This is a genomic window from Mucilaginibacter sp. KACC 22063, from assembly GCF_028736115.1.
Lineage (GTDB): Bacteria > Bacteroidota > Bacteroidia > Sphingobacteriales > Sphingobacteriaceae > Mucilaginibacter.
Genome location: NZ_CP117877.1, coordinates 1,298,693 through 1,321,182, shown reverse-complemented (window position 1 = coordinate 1,321,182; position 22,490 = coordinate 1,298,693). Strand labels below are relative to the sequence as shown.

The window sequence follows — 22,490 nt, the reverse complement described above, 5'->3', positions numbered from 1 at the left end:
TACAAATATAACTTACGGCCTTAAATGCTTAAACTCTGATCCCTGTTTCCATTTTGGCCAGGTATCGCTGTAAGCCAATTTCTTACCTACGGCAAAAAGCAATTGCAAGTCCTGCAAGGTTCCGCTTACATCCCACGAGGCATTGTATTGATCGTTGGGTTTATGATAAACCGTCGCCGTATAATTATCGTGCATTTGTTTACCAACTGCTTTTCCTTTGCCAAGCAGATCGGTCCCGGTTTCGATGTATAACGCTGGCACGCCAACTTTCGCAAAATTAAAATGGTCTGAACGGAAATACATGCCTTTCGCCGGGTCTGATTCCGGCTCAATTACCCTGCCCTGTGTTTTTGCCGCTTCTGCCAGGTAATCTTCTAACTCCGACTGCCCCACGCCTACTACCGAAACATCATTGGTTTTACCATAAGGGTAAAACATATCCATATTGATGTCCGCAACAGTTTTCTTGATTGGGTAAACCGGGTTTTCGGCATAATAAGCCGAACCCCATAAGCCCTGCTCTTCGGCAGTTACCGATAAGAAGATGATTGTACGCTCGGGTTTTGTCTTTAAGCTTTTAAATCCTTTGGCAAGCTCCAACAAGGCGGCCGTACCGCTGGCATTATCAACTGCGCCATTGTAAATACTGTCGCCTTTTGCGTCAGGTTTGCTGATACCAAAGTGATCCCAATGCGCCGAATATATCACCGTTTCTTCCGGGTGCTTTGTCCCTGTAATTTTGGCAATCACATTATGCGATTGATTGTACTTAACGGTAGTAGTTAATCCGGTAGAAACTTTTAAAGGCAATGCTTCGCCTTTAAAGCCTGGCTGCAATGCTTTGTTAAGCAATGTTTTATAATCGGTACCGGCAGCAGACAAAAGCTTCTCGGTAGCTGGCAAAGTCAGCCAACCTTCAATAGCACATTTATAACTTTCGTGGCCGCGGCTGTCTAAGTATAATTTAGATGCCTTCCAACTGTTTTGCACTACGGTAAAACCATAAGCAGCCGGGCCTGTATCATGAATAATCAAACACCCTTTTGCACCACGACGGGCAGCCTCATCATATTTATAAACCCACCGGCCGTAATAGGTCATGGTTTTGCCTTTAAACTGCTTTGCATCATAATATCCCGGATCGTTTACCAGTACCACTACAATTTTGCCTTTAACATCAAGCCCTGCATAATCATCATGATGAAATTCCGGAGCAGATATACCAAAGCCGGCAAATACCAGGTCTTCGTTTTTCAACTCAATTTTAGGATCTGTTCGGCGTGTCCATATCACATAATCTTTTAACCCTTCCAAGTCAATGTTTCCTTTAGGCGTTGTTACTTTCATCTGCGCATCTGGATTGGTATAAATTGATACCATTGGCACCGGCTGCAGATAACTGCCTTTATTCCCTGGCTCCAATCCCAATGCTTTAAACTGTTGTTCGAGATAATTGATGGTAGCGGTTTCGCCCTTGCTGAATGGCAATCGCCCCATTAATTGGTCAGAAGCTACCTCGCTTACATATTTACGATAACTGGTTTCGGTCATGCCGTTTTGTGCCTGAGCGGTATTTAACAAGCCGCCGAGTAATGCAGCTATAGAAAGTGTTTTGCAAAGCTTAAAGTCCATACAGCCAAAATACATAATTTAGCTCTCAATATGCTTACTTTTGCACACAGAAATGGGCTATAAAAATTTACACGATTGCATTACCGACCTTGAAAAACATGGTCACCTGATCCGCATTAAAGAAGAGGTTGATCCTTATTTGGAAATGGCAGCCATACACCTGCGCGTTTTCGAAAAGCAAGGACCTGCAATCTATTTCGAGAAAGTAAAAGGAAGCAAGTTCCCGGCGGTATCAAACCTGTTTGGTACGCTTGAACGTTCAGAGTTCATTTTTCGCGATACGTTAGAGAAAATAAAAACACTGGTCGATCTGAAAAATGACCCGATAAAAGCATTCAAAAACCCATTTAAAAATGCTGGTGCAGCGCTTACGGCATTTTCGGCGCTGCCGTTAAAGCTTAGTAACAGCAGCATTAAAAACTTTGCCAAAACCACCATCAGTGAGCTTCCGCAAATTGTAAACTGGCCAATGGATGGCGGCCCTTTTGTGACCATGCCGCAGGTTTACACCGAGGATATTGACAACCCCGGCATTATGAATGCCAATTTGGGTATGTACCGCATTCAGTTAGGTGGAAACGAGTACATACAGAACCAGGAAATTGGTTTGCACTATCAATTGCACCGTGGCATTGGCGTACACCAAAGCAAGGCTAATGCAAAAGGCCAGCCTTTAAAGGTGAGCATATTTGTAGGTGGCCCGCCTTCGCATCCGGTAGCTGCAGTAATGCCTTTGCCCGAAGGCCTATCTGAAATGACCTTCGCGGGAGCATTAGGTAATCGCCGCTTCCGGTACTTTTATGACCCGGAAGGTTTTTGCATTTCTGCCGATGCCGATTTTGTGATCACCGGCACAGTAATGCCGCATGACAACAAACCTGAAGGACCGTTTGGTGATCACTTAGGTTATTACAGTTTAAAGCATCCATTCCCGCTGATGAAGGTGCATAACGTATATCACCGCAAAAATGCGATCTGGTCTTTCACCGTTGTTGGCCGCCCGCCGCAAGAAGACACCAGCTTTGGCGCGTTGATCCATGAGATTACCGGCTCGGCTTTGCCGAAAGAAATTCCCGGACTGCATGCCGTTAATGCGGTGGATGCCGCAGGCGTACACCCGCTACTTTTTGCCATAGGCAGCGAACGCTACACGCCATATATTAAAGAGCGTAAGCCACAGGAAATACTAACTATTGCCAATCATATACTTGGTAAAAACCAGCTTAGCCTGGCTAAATATTTATTTATTGCAGCGAAGGAGGATGATCCGTCGCTTGATGTAAATAATATTGAAGACTTTCTGAAACATATCCTCGAGCGTATTGACCTTACCCGCGACCTGCACTTTTATACTAAAACTACTATTGACACCCTCGACTATAGTGGCGGCGGGTTAAACAGTGGTAGTAAGGTTGCTATCACGGCAGCCGGACCTATAATAAGAGAACTATTGACTAAAGCACCTGCTGGTTTTAACCTGCCAGATATCTTTGCTAATCATAAAATAGCAATGCCCGGTGTGTTAGCCATTACTGCACCCCAATATCAAAATGAGGAGCAGACTAACAGGGAAATTTATCAGCTGAATGAAGCTTTAAAAGATAAAGACCTTAATGGCTTGCCAATGTTGGTCTTGTGTTACGATGCAGACTTTACCGCTGCTAATATTAACAACCTGGTGTGGGTTACTTTCACCCGTAGCAATCCGTCGCATGATATATATGGCATTAACAGCTTTACAGAACACAAACATTGGGGCTGCCGCGGACCAATAATTATTGATGCTCGTAAAAAGCCGCATCATGCGCCTGAGTTAACTAAAGACGCGGAAGTAGAGAAAAGGATAGATAGGATTTTGAGTGCCTGAGGTGCGAGGAATGAGTATCTGAGTTGCGAGCGTTTAGATGTCCGAGTGACTGAGGTATGAATTTCTGATGTGTCTGTTGCATGAATCGTGTGGTTTGAGTATTCAAGGAGTGAGGTAAGAATCACAAATTATAAATAACTTATATATATCTTTTGTCTTTGTTCTTTATTCCACAAAGCTTTTCACTTTAAACTTTCAACTTTTTACTCCATACTTTGAACTTTAGGCTTTAAGCTTTCTGCTTTTACTTTTAACCTTCTACTTTAAACTTTCAACTCCTACCTCTACTCATAATCGGTTTATTCCATTAACTTAGCAGACTTTTTATTTAAAATGAACAGATTTTATGGTACAGGAGTAGCTATGGTTACTCCATTTGACGGAAGCGGGCAGGTAGATTACGCTTCGCTTCGTAAGTTGATTGACCACCTGATTGATGGCGGCATTGATTATTTGGTTTCATTAGGTACTACCGGCGAGAGCGCCACTTTAAATAAAGAAGAAAAGAAGAAGGTTTGGGCTTTTACTGCTGAAGTGAACAACGGCCGCTTGCCATTGGTTGCAGGCATTGCCAGCAATAACACCCACGAAGTAGTAGAGGCCATTCAGCATTTTGAGACTAACGGCTACGATGCTATTTTATCGGCCAGCCCATATTATAACAAACCAAACCAGCGCGGCATTTACGAGCATTACAAAGCAATTGCAGAGGCTGCGCCGCTGCCTGTGTTTTTATATAATGTTCCGGGACGTACGGGCAGTAATATTTCTTCTGAAACTACGGTTAAGCTGGCACACGATTTTAAGAACATCATAGGTACCAAAGAAGCGTCTGGCAACTTTGATCAGTTTAACCACATCATGCGTGATAAACCGGAAGACTTCCTGTTTATCAGCGGTGATGATCCGGTTACTTTACCGATGATTGCTTTAGGCGCCGTAGGTGTGATTTCTGTTGTAGGCAATGCATTGCCGCGCCAGTTTTCAGACATGATTCGTTTATGCCTTGAAGGTAAATTCCAGGAGGCGCAAAAGGCCCATTTTGACCTGATCGAATTTACCCGCCTTATATTTGCAGATGGCAGCCCGGCTGGCGTAAAAACAGCATTAAAGCAGATTGGCATTTGCGAAGAAAAAGTACGCTTACCTTTGGTAAATGTAAACGATGAGGTTGCTGCAAAAATCATTGCAGAAGTAAAAAGGATAGTAGGGTAACACTATAAATCATAAGGTCATGCCGGACTTGTTTCGGCATCTCACAGGATATGCTTATTGCCTAGCACTTGGGATCCTGAAACAAGTTCTCCGAAGGAGTCCATCAGACAGGATGACAGACAATAATAACCAAAGCAGCCCGGCGAAATTCGCCGGGCTGCTTTGGTTATCCGAAATCGGAAATCCGATCTCCGAAATGCTATAAACTGTTAATCCATTTAACCAGTTCGTCGCGGCCTTTGCCTGTTTTCTGCTGTAATTTGCCTAACAGTTCGTCGTCTTTACCTTCTTCGTGGGTTAAATCGTCATCTGTCAGGTCTCCGTAGGCTTGTTTGATCTTTCCTTTCAACTCGTTCCAGCCACCTTTTATTTCTAATTTGTCCATGATATGTTTATTTAATAGATGTATATAAATAACATGCTTTAAATAAAATGGTTTTACATCATGTACAACAGCAGTTATAATGCTCCGTTCTTAATTTCTTCAACCACTCCAGGGTCAAGCAGTGTGCTTGTATCGCCCAGGTTTGAAGTTTCGCCTTCGGCAATCTTTCTCAAGATACGGCGCATAATTTTGCCTGAACGTGTTTTCGGCAAACCACTCACAAACTGAATTTTATCAGGTTTTGCAATGGGACCGATGATGCGCGATACCGTCATGATGATATCTTTACGGGTAAGCTCTTCATCTCCGTGTTTGTTAGGGCTTACCACAAACGCATACACACCCTGCCCTTTAATATCATGCGGATAACCCACCACTGCCGATTCTACTACCCCACTGTGCATGTTAATGGCGTTTTCAACTTCGGCAGTACCCAGGCGGTGGCCCGATACGTTTAACACGTCATCAACACGACCGGTAATTCGGTAATAGCCATCGGCATCACGCAGGGCGCCGTCACCGGTAAAGTACATATTTTCATAAGTGGCAAAATACGCCTGACGGCAACGCTCATGGTCACCATAGGTAGTGCGGATAATGCCCGGCCAAGGGAATTTGATACAAAGGTTACCGCTAACGTCGTTACCCTCTATCTCCTTACCATTTTCATCAACCAACACCGGCTGTATGCCCGGTAACGGTAAACTGGCATAACCAGGTTTAAGCGGTGTAACATTGGCAATAGGTGAAATCATGTGCCCGCCATTTTCCGTCTGCCACCAGGTATCTACAATTGGCGCTTTGTTATGGCCGATGTTATCATCAAACCAGTGCCATGCCTCTTCATTTATTGGCTCCCCTACTGATCCAAGCACCCTGATCGAACTCAAGTCTTTACTTTTCGGAATATCTGTACCAAAACCCATTAGCGAGCGGATGGCTGTAGGCGCCGTATAAAGAATGCTTACTTTATATTTATCAACAATATCCCACATTCTGCCCGCATCAGGCCATGTTGGTATACCTTCAAACATTACTGAAGTAGCTCCTTGCGAAAGCGGTCCGTACAGTATATATGAGTGGCCGGTTATCCACCCAATATCTGCCGTACAGAAATAAATATCGTCGGGTTGATACTGGAATGTGGTTGCAAATGTATAACCGGTGTAAACCATGTAACCACCGCAGGTATGCACCACCCCTTTAGGCTTACCGGTAGAACCTGATGTATAAAGAATGAACAGCATATCCTCTGCATCCATTTCTTCAACCGGGCATTCTGGGTTACCCTGTGTTTCTACCTTTTTAATTTCATCTTCCCACCAAACATCGCGCCCTTTAATCATGGACACCGGTGTATGACTGCGGGTAAGTACAATTACACGTTTAACCGACGGGCATTGCACCAATGCATCATCAATAATTGGTTTTAATGGCAGGTCTTTATTTCCACGGAAACCACCATCCGCGGTAATTACCAAAGCACAATCTGCATCCTTAATACGGTCGGCAATAGATTGCGCCGAAAATCCGCCAAACACTACCGAATGTATAGCGCCTATGCGTGCGCAAGCCAACACAGCGATAGCCAGCTCCGGAAGCATCGGCATATAGATACAAATGCGGTCGCCTTTCTTTACGTCATTATTAATCAGCACATTGGCAAACTGGCATACTTTATCATGTAGTTGCTTATAAGTAAGTATACGATGATCTTCTGAGGGGTCATTGGGTTCCCAGATAATGGCAGGCTTGTTACCCAAAGTTTCCAGGTGGCGGTCGAGGCAGTTTTCTGTGATATTGAGCTTCGCACCTTCAAACCATTTTACATCAGGATCGGTAAAGTTCCAGCGCAATACATTGTCCCACTTTTTACGCCACTGAAAGGTATCTGCTACATCGGCCCAAAATGCTTCGGGCTGCTCAACACTATATTGGTAAATCTTTTTGTATTCGTCGAAAGAATTGATCTTAAAAGTATTCATAAACTTGGTTAGAATGGTACGGCAAATTAGTAATTTCAAATAAATACCTGCCTATATGCCTGTTAATTTTTAAATTAGGGCATTGTTCACAACACTGTGTGCGATTTAATTGCATAAGCAATACCATTAGAATTACAGCTTATTATCAACATTTAAGCCTGTGAATATCTTTTTGAATTATTTTTCGTACGCTGTTGATTTTTAAAGATAAAACACCGATATTTGCAAACTCTTTGAGAAAAAGCGTAATCAATATAAAAGATTTGTCATGTCAAGAATTTGTGATTTAACCGGAAAAAGCCCAATGAACGGCCATAACGTTTCTAATTCAAACGTTAAAACCAAACGTAAGTTTTATCCAAATTTAAAGATCAAGAAGTTCTATATACCTGAAGAAGATAAATGGATCACTTTAAAGGTATCTACTTCAGCAGTAAAAACCATCAGCAAAAATGGTATTTCTGCTTGCATCAATAAATTTGTTAAAAAAGGATACATATAGCAGGGCTAAGCGTTTGACGCTGGGACGTTAGACGTTTTTATTCATTTAACTAATAAAGATTAATAACGTAATACGTAGCACGTAAAACGTACAATACAATAAGAAAATGGCAAAAAAAGGTAACAGAGTTCAGGTGATTTTAGAGTGCACCGAGCATAAAGAAAGCGGTATGCCAGGTATGTCTCGTTACATCACCACCAAGAACAAAAAAAATACAACTGAGCGTTTAGAGTTAAAGAAATTTAACCCTGTATTACGTAAAGTAACCGTTCATAAAGAAATTAAGTAATTATTGGTTATTTAGTTCATTAAGTTAACCAGTGTATTAAGTTGTAAAAAACTTATAACTCATTAACCTAATAACTCAAGTAACTATAAACCGAATAAAGAAATGGCAAAGAAAGTAGTTGCAACCCTGAAAACCGGTAAAGGTAAAGAGTACTCAAAAGTGATTACCATGGTTAAATCACCAAAAACCGGTGCATATTCATTCAAAGAACAGATCGTACACAACGATCACGTTAAGGATGCTATCACAGAAGCTAAAGCTTAATTAAGCCTTTAGTAAAAGCATAAAAGCCGTCTTGCAGTTGCCAGAGGGCTTTTTTTATTTATCACTCCCCCCAACCTCTCCAGAGGAGAGGGAGTTTTAAAATATAAAACAATATCTTTGAAGTCCTCGCCCCCGGGAAGGATTAGGAGGGATTTATCATTACATCCGCACATCAAAAGCTATGGGTTTATTTGATTTTTTTAAGAAAAAAGAAAGCACTCCGCAAGAACAGCAGGCATTAGATACAGGTTTAGAAAAAACGAAAGACAGCTTTTTATCTAAAATATCTAAGGCTATAGCAGGTAAATCGACTGTTGATGATGATGTACTGGATGAGCTGGAAGAAATACTGGTTACATCAGACGTTGGTGTAACTACCACCCTGAAAATTATTGAGCGTGTACAGGAGCGCGTTGCACGCGACAAATATGTAAGCACGACTGAGCTAAACACACTTTTGCGCGATGAAATTCAGCAGCTACTTGCCGAAAATAACAGCAACGACTTTAATAACTTTGAGTATGGCAACCATAAACCATACGTTATTATGGTAGTTGGCGTAAATGGCGTGGGTAAAACTACCACCATTGGTAAGCTTGCCCACCAGCTTAAGCAAGCCGGTAGTAAAGTGGTGCTTGGTGCTGCTGACACCTTCCGTGCTGCGGCGGTTGACCAGATACAGCTTTGGGGCGACCGTGTTGGTGTACGTGTTGTGGCACAGCCAATGGGGTCAGACCCGGCATCGGTAGCTTATGATACATTAAGATCAGCCGTGGCCAATGGCGAAGATGTAGCTATCATTGATACGGCCGGCCGTTTGCATAACAAAGTTGGACTAATGAACGAGCTGACAAAGATTAAAAATGTAATGCAAAAGGTTATTCCGGGTGCACCGCATGAAATATTGCTGGTACTGGATGCCTCAACCGGGCAAAACGCTATTGAGCAATGCAAGCAGTTTACCCAGGCTACAGATGTTAACGCGCTTGCCTTAACCAAGCTTGATGGTACAGCCAAAGGCGGTGTTGTAATAGGTATATCAGATCAGTTTAAGATCCCTGTAAAATATATCGGTGTTGGCGAAGGCATGAACGACCTGCAACTATTCGACCGCAAGGGGTTTGTAGATTCGTTATTTAAAAAGTAGAAGATATACCCTATTTGTCATTGCGAGGCACGAAGCAATCTCTTAGCTTCCAAGCATTAGACGAGATTGCCGCGCTATCACTCGCAATGACAAATTAGATGATACGTGGAGAAGGATTAAGAAAAGTTAATGAAGACAAAATCAATAGACAAAACAGTAACAATAGAAAAACCACGTGTTAACGTTGTAACCCTGGGCTGCTCAAAAAACATTTACGATTCGGAAGTATTGATGGGCCAGCTGAAAGGCAACTTGTTTGATGTAGTACACGAGGCTGACCGCGTGGGCAAAAACGATATTGTGGTAATTAACACCTGCGGTTTTATTGATAATGCCAAGCAGGAATCTATTGATACTATTCTTCAGTACAGCGAGCTTAAAGAACAAGGCAAGGTGGGTAAGGTAATTGTTACCGGCTGCCTTTCTGAGCGCTATAAACCCGAACTGGAAAGCGAAATCCCGAATATTGACGCATACTTTGGCACAAACGATCTGCAAGGCGTATTGCAGAGTATCGGTGCCAATTACAAATATGAGCTATTGGGCGAACGCCTTTTAACTACCCCATCACACTTTGCGTACTTTAAAATTGCAGAAGGCTGTAATCGCCCCTGCTCTTTTTGTGCTATCCCGCTAATGCGCGGCAAGCACGTAAGTACACCGATGGATCAGTTGGTAAAAAACGCAGAATCACTGGCCAAACAAGGCACAAAAGAATTGATCCTGATTGCTCAGGACCTTACCTATTATGGCTTGGATCTGTACGGCAAACGTAATCTGGATGAATTGCTGCGTCGCCTGAGCGATGTAAACGGCATTGAGTGGATCCGCTTACAGTACGCCTACCCTTCTGGCTTCCCAATGGAAATTTTGGATGCCATGAATGAGCGCGACAACATTTGCAAGTACCTGGATATGCCTCTACAGCATATCACTGATAACATGCTGAAATCAATGCGCCGTGGTATTACCAAGCAAAAAACCATCGACATTGTAAACCAGATCCGCGAGAAAGTTCCGGGCATTGCTATGCGTACCACGCTAATCACAGGCTACCCTGGCGAAACAGAGCAGGATTTTGAAGAAATGGCACAATGGGTTGAAAATACCCGATTTGATCGCCTGGGTTGTTTCACTTACTCGCACGAGGAAAAAACTGCTGCACATAATTTAGTGGATGATGTACCCGAAGAATTAAAGCAGGAACGTGCAGATGCCATTATGGAAATTCAGCAAGGTATTTCTTACGAGAAAAACCAGGAAAAAATCGGCAATAGCTATAAAGTACTAATCGATAAAATCGACGGTGGTTACCTTACCGGCCGTACTGAGTATGATTCGCCGGAAGTAGATAATGAGGTATTAATTGATGCTTCTTCTCAATATGCAGCTGTGGGCAGCTTTGTTAACGTAAAAATTGACAGTGCTGAAGACTTTGACCTTTATGGACAAATTGTAAAATAAGCTTTGTCCATGTTTATTTTAGAAATTTAAAATCTAATTTCGAAACCTTTATAGCGGTTAAGCTATATTACAATAGGTTGGAAACTAAATCCGGAGCAATATTCGGATCCGAAATTAAAACATGGACGCTACCTGTATCAGTTACAAAGACACCGGCTTTTTTTCTAAAACGGTTATTGATTACCTTGAGGATCAACCAGACCTGCGGTCGTTTTACAGTTACAGGCCAACGCTCGAGGGCTTTGCTCAATTATTTAATGATAAAAAGGTAATTGCTGACCGTGCTTTGCTAAGCACTGTTTTAACCGAGCAATACAGCGCTATTACCGATGTCGATACATCTGCCGTTATACCTACAGCCAACATACAAGCATTAATAAACGAGAACACTTATACAGTTACTACAGGCCACCAGCTTAACATATTTGCTGGCCCATTGTACTTCGTATACAAGATTGTAACTGCTATAAAGCTGGCACAACAGCTTAAAGATGCTTTCCCGGATAAGGAGTTTGTGCCGGTTTACTGGATGGCTACCGAAGATCATGATTTTGCGGAAATCAATTACACCAATATTGGCGGCAAAAAAGTACAATGGAACCTTGATGCCACGGGTGCAACCGGACGTTTAGACACCAAAACCATTCGCGATGCCCTGAACCAATATAAAGGGGTTTTAGGGATGGAAGGCCACGGCGAAGAGCTGGCAAACATTATTGAAACCGCATACGGCAAATTTAAAACCCTGGCACAAAGTACAAGGTACCTTGCCAATGCCCTATTCGGCAGATATGGTTTAGTAGTTGTTGATGGTGACGATGCCCGGCTGAAAAAGCAATTTGCATCAATCATCACCAGTGATGTGATAGAGCAAAACAGCTACAAACATATTTCTGAAACCAATAAACTGCTCGAAAATCTTAATGTACACATTCAGGTAAATCCGCGGGAGATCAACTTCTTTTACCTTACTGATGACCTGCGCGAGCGTATTGTGTTTGAAGATGGCGTTTACAAAGTTTTAAATACCGAGATCAGCTTTAGCGAAGCAGAACTGAAGCAAGAGATCGAAAACCACCCGGAACGTTTTAGCCCTAACGTAACCATGCGCCCGCTTTACCAGGAATGCATATTACCAAATATAGCTTACATTGGTGGCGGTGCCGAATTAGTTTACTGGTTAGAACTTAAAGGCGTTTTCGACCATTACAAGGTCACATTTCCGATTCTGATCTTACGAAATTCCGGGTTAATCATGAGCAATGAAACTTCTGCTAAGATTGATAAAATCGGTTTACGTGCGGCAGAGATTTTTAAAGCAACTGATGCGCTTAAAACTGATTGGATAAGAAATAACTCACAATATGATCTGTCATTGAATGATGAGTGGCGCGAGATGCAGCACATTTTTGATAAGATCAGGTTGCGTTCATGCAAAATAGATGAAACATTGTCGGCTTCTGCAAGTGCTGTACAGGCACGCTTAAAGCATGCGATGGACAACCTGGAGAAAAAACTGATCCGTGCCGAAAAACGCAACTACAGTACCCGCCTCGAACAGATTGATCATATCAAAGCTGATCTATTCCCTAATAATAGCTTACAGGAGCGTACGCAGAATTTTGGCTTATGCTATGTAAAATGGGGACAACCCTTTATTGACGAACTGATCCGCAACTTTGAACCGCTTGAGTTTAAGTTTACGGTATTGAAGGGATAAAACTTTACCTCGTGTCATTTCGAATGAAATGAGAAATCCTAAGTAATATAGATTTCTCACATGCGTTCGAAATGACAGGCTTATTATCTTTACCACATGACCGTTTCCGAATCTACCCTCCGCACCTTTGCTAAAAACATATTCTTAGCTATTGGCTGTAATGCCGAACATGCCACACTTACTGCGGATGTATTGCTCAAAGCTGATTTGCGTGGGATTGACTCGCATGGTGTAGCCCGTTTAAGCGGCTATGTAAGGCTGTGGGAAAAGAAACGCATCAATGCCAATCCTGATATAAAAATAGTGCATGAAACTGCAACTACGGCAACAATTGATGGCGATGCAGGTTTAGGTTTGGTTGTCGCGCCCTTCGCCATGAAGCTCGCTATTAAAAAAGCAGAGCAGTACGGTTCGGGATGGGTAGCTGTTCGTAATTCCAATCATTTTGGCATTGCAGGCTACCATGCATTAATGGCGGTAGAAAAGGACATGATCGGTTATGCGCTTACCAATGCCAGTCCACTGGTAGCGCCTACCTTTTCAAACGAGCGCTTGTTAGGCACTAACCCTATTTGTTATGCTTTCCCGGCAGGCAAGTATCCGCCGTTAATTGTAGATATGGCAACCTCTGCTGCGGCTAATGGCAAATTGGAAATTGCACAGCGAAAAGGCATTGATGTTCCGGAAGGATGGCTGCAGGATAAGCAAGGTAATACCGTGACCGACCCACACGCGCTAAAGTCGGGCGGCTCACTGCTCCCTTTAGGTAGCGACCGCGAACATGGCAGTCATAAGGGTTTTGGGTTAAGTGCTACGGTAGATATCCTATCGGGTGTTTTACCAGGTGCAGGCTTTGGCCCCTGGGTGCCTCCCTTTGTCGCATTTTTAGATCCATTGCCCAATCCTCCGGGTCAGGGTATTGGCCACTTTGTTGGCGCCATGAGGGTTGACGGTTTTCGCCCTGCCGAAGAATTTAAAGCAGACATGGATATTTGGATTGAGCGGTTTAAAGCAGCAGAACGTATTAATCCCGATCAACCAATTATCATTCCCGGCGAGCCGGAACTGGAAGCAGAACATGAGCGTAAACTAAATGGCATTCCTTTAGTTGATGCCGTAGTAAATGATCTGAATGAGTTGGCAGAACGATTTGGCGTGGAAAGGCTGGCTTAGTTCGCTTTTTTCTTCGCCACAACCAATAATCCAAATTCTTCAGAAGGCCATTTCTCGGTCGACTTATGATGCATCTTATGTGCCCTCCTGATTTTTTGCAGGTAAGCATTATTGCTTTTAAAAGCTTTAAAGCGGTTATGTATAAACCAATCGTGAAAGATAAAATAAATGATACCGTATAAACTGATGCCCAGGCCTATCCACAAACGGTAATCCAAATTAAAGTGGCCAACCCACATTAGCCACAAAGAAATAACTGCAAAAAGGATACTGAATATATCGTTCAGTTCAAACCAACCATGCCTTTGCTGGTGATGTGTTTTATGAATAAACCACAACGGGCCATGAAACAGGTATTTGTGCATTCCCCATGACATAGCCTCCATACCTGCAATGGTGAGCAATACGATTCCAATATTTATTAAATAATTCATTCTATTTTGCTGCGAGCGCCTTTTGTATCGCTTTATTTATTTCCTGCTTATAAAAGTTTTTCTGTTCGCTTGTATAACCTGTTTTCTGATAAACAATCTTACCATTTCTGTCTGCAATAATAACTGTAGGATAGCCCCTGAAATGAAATAACATATCCGGGCATTTGGTTTCATCATCAGGATTTTTTGAAGGATATTTAGTATCACCAGTATAAATCCTTTCGTTACAATGCGGAATAAAATAGGTAGGCAAGGCATATTTCTTTTGCTTACTATAATCATGAAACCAACTTGTAAAGGTGGCCAGATGAGGATCGTGCTGAATAAACTTTCTGAACACAGCTGTATCGCTTCTGCATATACTAATTACCTGCACATCTTTGCTATTGTTGTACTTATAATATAGCTCATGCATCAACTCCATTTCCCTGAAACAGGGCGGGCATGGTATAAACCAGCAATCAATAATGGTAACCTTGCCCTTACTTACGTTAGGAAGTGTAGTATGCCTATTGTTAAGATCATAAATCTCTACAACAGGTATTTTTTTGAGAGGTGGTTTTGTCCTTTTGCTATGTGTAACAATAAAACCACTGGTTAATAAAAATATACCGATAAACAGTGCAGTGTATTTAGTTAACATAGGCTCAGGATAAATTGGTTTAATAACAAAAGAAGCGGCACTGTGGCCGCTTCTAATATATGCTATTTACTAACATTAAATGTGTATAGCCCTGTTTTCTGTAGCAGCTAAACAAGCCTCGCGCATGGCTTCTGTATAAGTTGGGTGAGCGTGGCTCATGCGTGCAACGTCTTCTGCACTTGCACGATATTCCATCGCTACCACAGCTTCAGCAATCATATCTGCAGCACGCGGGCCAATCATGTGTACACCTAATATCTCGTCGGTTTTGGCATCAGCCAAAACTTTAACAAAACCATCAGTATCCATACTTGCACGGGCGCGTCCACTCGCTTTGAATGGGAACGATCCTGCTTTGTATTTAACACCCTGCTCTTTTAACTGCTCTTCTGTTTGACCAACAGATGCAACTTCCGGCCAGGTGTAAACCACACCCGGGATCAGGTTATAATTGATGTGCGGTTTTTGTCCGGCAATACTTTCGGCAACTAAAGTACCTTCTTCTTCGGCTTTATGGGCTAACATAGCGCCACGGATTACGTCGCCTATTGCATACACACCCTTTACCTTGGTTTCCAGGTGCTCGTCTACCGTAATTTTACGGCCACGCTCTTCAACGGTGATGCCGATATTTTCAAGGCCTAATCCATCTGTATAAGCAACACGGCCTACGGCAACCAGGCAGTAATCACCTTTAAGTTCTTTCTTCTCCCCTTTCGGATCGTCAAACGTTACGGTAACTTCATCTCCGCTAACAGTAGCGCCCGTTACTTTGTGACCCAGGTAAAACTCCATGCCTAATTTTTTAAGCACTTTCAGCAGTTCGCGGCCTAAGCTTTTATCCATAGTTGGGATAATAGAATCCATGTATTCAACCACCGAAACCTTAGCACCCAGACGAGCATAAACAGAACCCAGCTCTAAACCAATAACACCACCACCAATCAGGATCATGTGCTTAGGCACTTCAGGTAATTTAAGGGCCTCGGTCGAGCTGATGATACGTTTTTTATCGATCTTTAAAAATGGCAGGCTTGCAGGTTTTGAACCTGTAGCAATGATCACATTTTTACCGGTGATGGTTTGCTCGGTGCCATCATCCTTTTTTATTTTGATGGTATTTTTATCTACAAATGAACCCATACCCTGGTACGATTCAATTTTGTTCTTCTTGAACAGATAAGCGATACCGCTGGTATTTTCAGACACAACCTGGTCTTTGCGTTTAAGCATCTGATCAAAATCAACAGACAGGTTATCAAGATTAATACCGTGAGTTTTAAAAGTATGTGTAGCATTATGAAAATGCTCAGAAGAATCCAGTAAGGCTTTTGAAGGGATACAGCCTACATTTAAACAGGTGCCCCCAAAAGTTGAATATTTTTCGATACAGGCCGTTTTTAAGCCTAACTGAGCTGCACGGATAGCAGCCACATAGCCACCAGGTCCGGAGCCGATAACAATCACATCGTATTGCATAGTAGTGTTTTAAAAGTGATGCAAAGGTAATATTATCGTTAAGGATAAGGATAATTTTTTGGTAAACTTTCAGGGTTCCGAAACGCGTTAATAAAGTGCCGTTGGCAGGCCATCCATACTTATCTTATTTTTCTCTTCGCGATAAGCTGCAAGCCCTTCATCACCTTTGTTTTCAGCCCATTTATAAGATTGATCCCTTTCGCCGGTATATTCAAAAAATGGTACACCGAAACCGCAGGAGGTTTGTACCTTATCTACATCAGTAACAATAATTTGCCGTGTGGACGGATGCAATTCAAAAAGTGCGGCTAAATCAGCCCATTCCTCCTCATGCGGTAAAACCGTGCTGCCGTGCCCATAAAGCCTTAAAATATTAGGTGCGCCATCAAAAGCACAAAACATCATAGTGATCCTGCCATTTTCAAGCAGATGCGCCGAAGTCTCGTTTCCGCTACCGGTGATATCCAGGTAGGCCACCTTATTTTCAGAAATTACCCGGAAGCTATCCAAACCTTTAGGTGAAATATTGACATGCCCATCAGCACTTAAAGGGGCACTGGCTACAAAATAGATCTTCTGCCTTTCTATAAACGCCCGGTGATGATCATTAATGAAATCAAAAAACTTACCCATAATTCAACTGATAATGTCCTTTATTCAAATATAAGGCTTTAAAATCTAAGAGCACTTATCCGCAGCATCGCTCTAACACATAAATATTTGTAACACTATCGTGTATTTTTTCTCACCCTGCAATTATCTTATTAAATTGGACGCTTAATTAACTGAAAACTCTTCATGAAGAAATTATTGTCTTTATTAGTGGCAGTTTGCTGTTTTACCCAACTTTTTGCACAATACGGCAGCAACTACGCTAAAGAACACTACACCAAAAAAGAAGTATACATTACCATGCGCGATGGTATAAAGCTTTTCACAGCTATTTATACCCCGAAAGATGCCTCTGCCAAAAACAAGTACCCTATTGTAATGCAGCGTACCTGCTATAGCGTTGCACCTTACGGCGAGGACAAAATTCCGGCACGCCTTGGCCCTTCTGATATTATGATGAAGGAAGGCTACATTGTGGTTTACCAGGATGTACGCGGGCGTTACAAAAGCCAGGGTATCTGGACCAACATGACACCGGTTGTTGAACATAAAACAAAAAAGGATGTTGACGAAGGCACCGATACTTATGACACTATTGACTGGCTGGTAAAAAATGTACCTGCCAACAATGGCAAGGTAGGCCAATGGGGTATTTCATATCCCGGCTTCTATACAGCCGCAGGTATTCTATCAAACCACCCTGCTTTAAAAGCGTCGTCTCCACAGGCGCCTATTTCAGATTTCTGGTTTGATGATTTCCACCATAATGGTGCTTTACTGGAGTCTTACTTTTTCACTTACCCGGTTTTTGGCGTACAAAAGAAAGACACCACCAGCAAAGCATGGTATGGTGATCAGAATATAAAAACCAATACCCGCGATGGTTATCAGTTTCTGTTAGATATGGGTCCGCTGAAAAACGCTGATAAGTATTATAAAGACAATTTCTACTGGCAGGAAACAGTTAACCACCCTAACTACGACGAGTTTTGGCAATCGCGCAGCTTGCCGCGCCATTTTGGTAAAGTAAAACCAGCGGTGATGTTTGTGGGCGGCTGGTATGATGCCGAAGATTTAAGCGGCCCATTGGATATGTTTAAACGCATCAACAAAACTGACCCTTCTGCCTATAATACTATAGTAATGGGTCCGTTTGGCCATGGCCGCTGGTCGCGTGAAACCGGGCATACCATGCATAGCAACGTGTACTTCGGCGATAGCATAGCTACCTATTATCAACGCGATATCGAGGCTAAGTTTTTTGCACACTTCTTAAAAGGCGATGGCAGCAAAGATTCGGGTTTACCAAAAGCATACATGTATGATACCGGTAAAAAAGAATGGGAGAAATTTGCACAATGGCCTGCGGCAAATACAGAGAACAAAAAAATGTATTTAGCTGCTAACGGAAAAATAGAGGATAATGCACCTGCACAATCAGGTTCGGTATCTTACATCAGCGATCCGCTAAAACCGGTTCCTTATACTGAAGATAACAGCACTACAATGGGCTTTACCCCTCATAATTACATGAGCGAAGATCAGCGTTTTGCTGGTCGCCGCCCGGATGTACTGGTATTTGAAACTCCTGTATTAACGGACGATGTTACTTTGGGTGGGCAGATTATGGCGCACTTAAAGGTAGCTAACACCAGCACCGATGCCGACTACATTGTTAAACTGATCGATGTTTATCCTCCGGATGAAAGGAACAACGATTACATGCCAAATAAGAACATCATCCTGAGCAATTACTGGCAAATGGTACGTTCTGAAATTATGCCGGCACGTTTCCGCAACAGCTTTGAAAAACCGGAACCAATGGTTCCAGGTCAAAAAACGGATGTGAACGTACGCTTACAGGACGTTCTGCATACCTTTAAAAAAGGACACCGTATTATGATACAGGTACAAAGCACCTGTTTCCCGCTGTTTGCACGTAACCCGCAAAAATTTGTAGAGAACCCTTACAAAGCAAATGAAAGCGATTATGTAACCGCTACAGAAACTGTTTACAACGACAGCTACGTAGACGTACAGGTTTTAAAATAAATTTGACTGAAAACAACAAGAAGGCCTCCGATTTTACGGAGGCTTTCTTGTTTTATATTAGATTTGTGCTATTACTACTCAGCTATGCTTAAAAAATCAATTGCCTTAGTTGCCATCCTGTTTATTTCATTAAGTTCATTCGCACAATTACTTCAAAAAAAAGAAGTATTTACAAAAGCCGATACACTTCGTGGTGCGTTAAGCCCCCTACGTACCTGTTATGATATTAATTACTATCACCTTGATGTGAAGTTTGATATCGCGAATAAGTTTATCAGCGGCAGCAACTTGTTTAAGTTTACAGCTACGCAGGATTTCAAGAAACTGCAATTTGATCTTTTCGCAAACCTGAAAATTGAACGGGTAGTATATAAAGGCAAAGACCTGCAATTTACCAGGGAATATAATGCGGTATTTATCACCTTCCCGCAAACCATTGCCAAAGGCAGTAAAGACGAGTTTACGGTTTTCTATTCGGGCAACCCGCAGGTGGCAAAGCATGCGCCCTGGGATGGTGGTGTTGTTTATACCGCCGACTCGCTTGGCAATGCCTGGGTAGCAACCGCCTGCCAGGGACTGGGTGCAAGCGTTTGGTGGCCTAATAAAGATCACCAAAGCGACGAGGTAGATAGCATGTTGATCAGCATCAGTGCACCATCAAACCTTAAAGATGTATCTAACGGCCGACTGCGTAAGGTGACCAAATTAAAGGATGGCTACACCCGTTATGATTGGTTTGTAAGTAATCCGATCAATAACTATGACGTAGAAGCCAACATTGGCAACTACGTTCATTTTAGTGACACCTATAACGGCTTAAAAGGCAAACTGACTTTAGATTACTGGGTGCTATCTTACAATATTGATAAAGCTAAAAAGCAATTTGGTGCTAATGTTAAACCAATGCTTAATGCTTTTGAACACTGGTTTGGCCCTTATCCTTTTTATAAAGATGGCTATAAACTGATAGAAACACCGCATTTAGGCATGGAACACCAAAGCGGTGTTGCCTATGGCAACAAATATCATAATGGCTATTTGGGTAGGGATCTTTCAGGAACCGGACGTGGACTGGACTGGGACTTTATCGTGGTGCATGAAAGCGGACACGAATGGTTCGGTAACAACATCACTTCAAAGGATGTGGCCGACATGTGGATACACGAAAGCTTTACCAATTATTCTGAATCATTATTCATAGAAAGCCGTAGCGGTAAACTTGCAGGACAAGAATATGTGCATGGTACACGTATGGCCATACAGAATGACGGCCCCATTATTGGCCCTTACGATGTGAATAAAGAAGGTTCGGGTGATATGTATTATAAAGGCGGCAACATGCTGAACATGATACGCACTATAATTAATAATGATGAAAAGTGGAGAAGTATATTAACCGGCTTAAACAAAACCTTCTACCACCAAACGGTTACTACCGGGCAGGTTGTTGATTACATCAACCAGCAGTCGGGCATGAACCTGACCAAGATCTTCGATCAATACCTGCGTTTTAGGAATATACCTACGCTCGAATTCAGGTTTGTGGGTGGCAAAGCATATGCCCGTTGGATAAGTGATGTTGACGGATTTGATATGCCAGTACGCGTTCGTGTAAAAGGCGGCGAGTATCAATTTATAAAACCTGTAAACACTTTTAAACCTATACAGGTTGAAGGTTTAACAAAAGATAACTTGGAGGTGGATACTTTTGACTACTATATAGGCGTATTGGTTGATTAATTTCTGTCCTTCACAGTTAATCAATTATTTTACGAAATTCGCTGCATGCTGCAAATAGAACAAAACGTTTCGCTTAAAAACTTTAATACGTTTGGTATTGATGCCAAAGCTCGCTACTTCACAGAAATAAATCAGGAAGATGATTTAGTGGAGTTGTTCTTAGATGAGCAATGGAAAAACATGCCTCGTTTAATTTTAGGCGGCGGCAGCAATATGCTTTTTGTAAAAGATTTTGATGGCATCGTTATCCGCATGAATATCCGCGGAATTGAGCATCGCATTAATCATGACGAAGTTATTGTTGAAGCAGGTGCCGGCGAAGTTTGGAACGGGCTGGTTAATTACTGTGTTGACCACGACTTTGCCGGCATGGAAAATTTAAGTTTAATCCCCGGTTCTGTCGGCGCATCGCCTATTCAAAATATCGGCGCTTATGGTGTAGAGCTGAAAGATGTATTTCACAGCTGCAAAGCATTTGAAATAGCAACAGGCATTTTTAAAACCTTTACCAAGGATGAATGCGGCTTTGGTTACCGCGAAAGTGTCTTTAAAGCCGAACTAAAAGGGCAGTATATCATAACACATGTTAAGTTTCAGCTTTCGCAAACACCGCATTTGAAACTTACTTACGGTGCCATTGAACAAGAACTTACTAACCGTGGCATTACCGAGCCTACCATAAAAGATGTATCAAAGGTGGTATCCCACATACGGGTGTCTAAACTACCAGACCCATCTACCATTGGTAATGCAGGCAGCTTTTTCAAAAATCCTGTAATTAGTACAGATCAGTTTGCCCAATTGCAAGCGCAACATCCTGATGTTGTGAACTATCCTGCCCCAAATGGTGTAAAGTTAGCTGCAGGCTGGCTCATAGAACAATGCGGCTGGAAGGGTAAAACCGTAGGAAATACAGGCACCTGGAAAAACCAGGCACTGGTTTTAGTGAATCATGGCGGTGCAACCGGACAAGAGGTGTACAAATTATCGTCGCAAATCATAGACAGTGTGTACACTAAATTTGGCGTATCACTGGAGCGCGAAGTGAATATTATCGATTAATTATTTTTCTTAATAAGATAATTGAAAATAATTTTCCATCACATTCTTGTTACAATCAAACAAATTACTTTGTTTTTAGTCCTAATAAATATTTATTTCTTAAAGATTTTCAATCAATTACAGCTGCGACGCCCGTTTTTATACAAATTCTGATTTTAGTATAGCAGCTATAACTATTTAAGTAGTTTTTAATGAAAATTGATATTTAACAATATCCTAACATCAATTTCTGGTAAACGGTATCATGTTTGTCTGTTAGTATGTACACAAAACTTTTGAAAACATGACTAAGATTGAGTTTAACGCCATGGTGCTTCGTCAAGCCAGTTCACTACGTTCATACGCATTGCACTTTACACATGATGCAGATGATGCTAACGATCTGGTACAGGATACAATGTTAAAAGCGATAACTTATTACAATAAGTTTAAAGAGGGTACTAATTTAAAAGGATGGTTATATACCATCATGAAAAACACTTTTATCAACAACTACCGTCGCTTTGTAAAAATGAGCACCTTTGTAACTAAATCAGAAGAAATATCTTCTGCGAATTTAGTTTTCAGCTCAACCAAAAATCAGGGTGAGGCAAAGTTTGTAATGGATGATATCCGTCGTGCTTTGGACAGGTTGCCTGAAGATTACTATGTGCCATTCACAATGTATTTTGAAGGGCATAAATACCACGAAATTGCCGACTATTTAACTATACCAATTGGTACTGTTAAAACACGTATACACGTTGCGCGTAAATTATTAAAGAAAAACCTGAAAGCTTATGATAATGGTGTGAAAAAACCTATTTACGCTGAAGAAGATTAATC

General features: G+C 42.0%; 20 protein-coding genes. 13 read left to right on the top strand and 7 right to left on the bottom strand.

Annotated features, from left to right (window positions below):
• Positions 1-12 precede the first annotated feature (12 nt).
• Positions 13-1,632, bottom strand: a complete 1,620-nt coding sequence (locus PQ461_RS05885; protein ID WP_274302437.1) for a M28 family metallopeptidase — start codon at positions 1,630-1,632, stop codon at positions 13-15.
• Positions 1,633-1,684: 52 nt separating this feature from the next.
• Between PQ461_RS05885 and PQ461_RS05880 the strand changes: the two genes are divergently transcribed.
• Positions 1,685-3,499 carry a UbiD family decarboxylase gene (locus tag PQ461_RS05880; protein ID WP_274302436.1) on the top strand — a complete coding sequence of 605 codons (1,815 nt, stop codon included), beginning with the start codon at positions 1,685-1,687 and terminating at the stop codon, positions 3,497-3,499.
• Positions 3,500-3,832: 333 nt separating this feature from the next.
• Positions 3,833-4,714, top strand: coding sequence for a 4-hydroxy-tetrahydrodipicolinate synthase (gene dapA / locus PQ461_RS05875; protein WP_274302435.1), 882 nt, complete (start codon positions 3,833-3,835; stop codon positions 4,712-4,714).
• A 199-nt stretch (positions 4,715-4,913) separates the two neighbouring features.
• On the opposite strand, the gene PQ461_RS05870 is transcribed toward dapA, so the two are convergent.
• Together PQ461_RS05870 and acs are read right to left on the bottom strand one after the other, a co-directional pair.
• Entirely contained in the window at positions 4,914-5,099 is a 186-nt protein-coding gene (locus PQ461_RS05870; RefSeq protein WP_274302434.1) for a CsbD family protein, read from the bottom strand.
• Between the two features lie 74 nt (positions 5,100-5,173).
• Positions 5,174-7,084 carry an acetate--CoA ligase gene (gene acs, locus PQ461_RS05865; protein WP_274302433.1) on the bottom strand — a complete coding sequence of 637 codons (1,911 nt, stop codon included), beginning with the start codon at positions 7,082-7,084 and terminating at the stop codon, positions 5,174-5,176.
• Between the two features lie 268 nt (positions 7,085-7,352).
• On the opposite strand from acs, the gene rpmB reads away from it, so the two are divergent.
• The 7 genes from rpmB (at position 7,353) to PQ461_RS05830 (ending at position 13,643) form a co-directional block, all read left to right on the top strand.
• Positions 7,353-7,586: a 50S ribosomal protein L28 gene (gene rpmB, locus PQ461_RS05860; protein ID WP_274302432.1), complete on the top strand. Its 234-nt coding sequence runs from the start codon at positions 7,353-7,355 to the stop codon at positions 7,584-7,586.
• A 106-nt stretch (positions 7,587-7,692) separates the two neighbouring features.
• The gene (gene rpmG / locus PQ461_RS05855) at positions 7,693-7,875 is read left to right on the top strand and encodes a 50S ribosomal protein L33 (RefSeq protein ID WP_074490316.1); all 183 of its coding nucleotides are present in this window, start codon (positions 7,693-7,695) and stop codon (positions 7,873-7,875) included.
• 102 nt (positions 7,876-7,977) lie between these two features.
• Positions 7,978-8,139, top strand: coding sequence for a DUF4295 domain-containing protein (locus tag PQ461_RS05850; protein WP_274302431.1), 162 nt, complete (start codon positions 7,978-7,980; stop codon positions 8,137-8,139).
• 181 nt (positions 8,140-8,320) lie between these two features.
• Positions 8,321-9,286: a signal recognition particle-docking protein FtsY gene (gene ftsY / locus PQ461_RS05845; protein WP_274302430.1), complete on the top strand. Its 966-nt coding sequence runs from the start codon at positions 8,321-8,323 to the stop codon at positions 9,284-9,286.
• 129 nt (positions 9,287-9,415) lie between these two features.
• Entirely contained in the window at positions 9,416-10,750 is a 1,335-nt protein-coding gene (gene rimO / locus PQ461_RS05840) for a 30S ribosomal protein S12 methylthiotransferase RimO (RefSeq protein WP_274302429.1), read from the top strand.
• Positions 10,751-10,871: 121 nt separating this feature from the next.
• Complete coding sequence (gene bshC, locus PQ461_RS05835) at positions 10,872-12,470, top strand: bacillithiol biosynthesis cysteine-adding enzyme BshC (RefSeq protein ID WP_274302428.1); 1,599 nt, start codon at positions 10,872-10,874, stop codon at positions 12,468-12,470.
• 96 nt (positions 12,471-12,566) lie between these two features.
• Positions 12,567-13,643, top strand: coding sequence for an Ldh family oxidoreductase (locus PQ461_RS05830; protein ID WP_274302427.1), 1,077 nt, complete (start codon positions 12,567-12,569; stop codon positions 13,641-13,643).
• On the opposite strand, the gene PQ461_RS05825 is transcribed toward PQ461_RS05830, so the two are convergent.
• The 4 genes from PQ461_RS05825 to PQ461_RS05810 all read right to left on the bottom strand — a co-directional run bounded on the left by PQ461_RS05825 (position 13,640) and on the right by PQ461_RS05810 (position 16,832).
• Positions 13,640-14,077 carry a sterol desaturase family protein gene (locus PQ461_RS05825; RefSeq protein WP_274302426.1) on the bottom strand — a complete coding sequence of 146 codons (438 nt, stop codon included), beginning with the start codon at positions 14,075-14,077 and terminating at the stop codon, positions 13,640-13,642. The genes PQ461_RS05830 and PQ461_RS05825 overlap by 4 nt on opposite strands.
• 1 nt (position 14,078) lies before the next feature.
• Complete coding sequence (locus tag PQ461_RS05820) at positions 14,079-14,720, bottom strand: TlpA family protein disulfide reductase (RefSeq protein ID WP_274302425.1); 642 nt, start codon at positions 14,718-14,720, stop codon at positions 14,079-14,081.
• A 75-nt stretch (positions 14,721-14,795) separates the two neighbouring features.
• Positions 14,796-16,199, bottom strand: a complete 1,404-nt coding sequence (lpdA, locus tag PQ461_RS05815; protein ID WP_274302424.1) for a dihydrolipoyl dehydrogenase — start codon at positions 16,197-16,199, stop codon at positions 14,796-14,798.
• 87 nt (positions 16,200-16,286) lie between these two features.
• On the bottom strand, positions 16,287-16,832 hold the full coding sequence (locus PQ461_RS05810; protein ID WP_274302423.1) for a pyridoxamine 5'-phosphate oxidase family protein: 546 nt from the start codon (positions 16,830-16,832) through the stop codon (positions 16,287-16,289).
• Between the two features lie 165 nt (positions 16,833-16,997).
• On the opposite strand from PQ461_RS05810, the gene PQ461_RS05805 reads away from it, so the two are divergent.
• The 4 genes from PQ461_RS05805 (at position 16,998) to PQ461_RS05790 (ending at position 22,488) form a co-directional block, all read left to right on the top strand.
• Entirely contained in the window at positions 16,998-18,863 is a 1,866-nt protein-coding gene (locus tag PQ461_RS05805) for a CocE/NonD family hydrolase (protein WP_274302422.1), read from the top strand.
• 84 nt (positions 18,864-18,947) lie between these two features.
• Positions 18,948-20,603 carry a M1 family metallopeptidase gene (locus PQ461_RS05800; protein WP_274302421.1) on the top strand — a complete coding sequence of 552 codons (1,656 nt, stop codon included), beginning with the start codon at positions 18,948-18,950 and terminating at the stop codon, positions 20,601-20,603.
• A gap of 45 nt (positions 20,604-20,648) precedes the next feature.
• On the top strand, positions 20,649-21,665 hold the full coding sequence (gene murB / locus PQ461_RS05795; RefSeq protein WP_274302420.1) for a UDP-N-acetylmuramate dehydrogenase: 1,017 nt from the start codon (positions 20,649-20,651) through the stop codon (positions 21,663-21,665).
• A 283-nt stretch (positions 21,666-21,948) separates the two neighbouring features.
• Positions 21,949-22,488 (top strand): RNA polymerase sigma factor, encoded by a 540-nt coding sequence (locus tag PQ461_RS05790; RefSeq protein WP_274302419.1) that lies wholly within the window; start codon positions 21,949-21,951, stop codon positions 22,486-22,488.
• Positions 22,489-22,490: the final 2 nt, after the last annotated feature.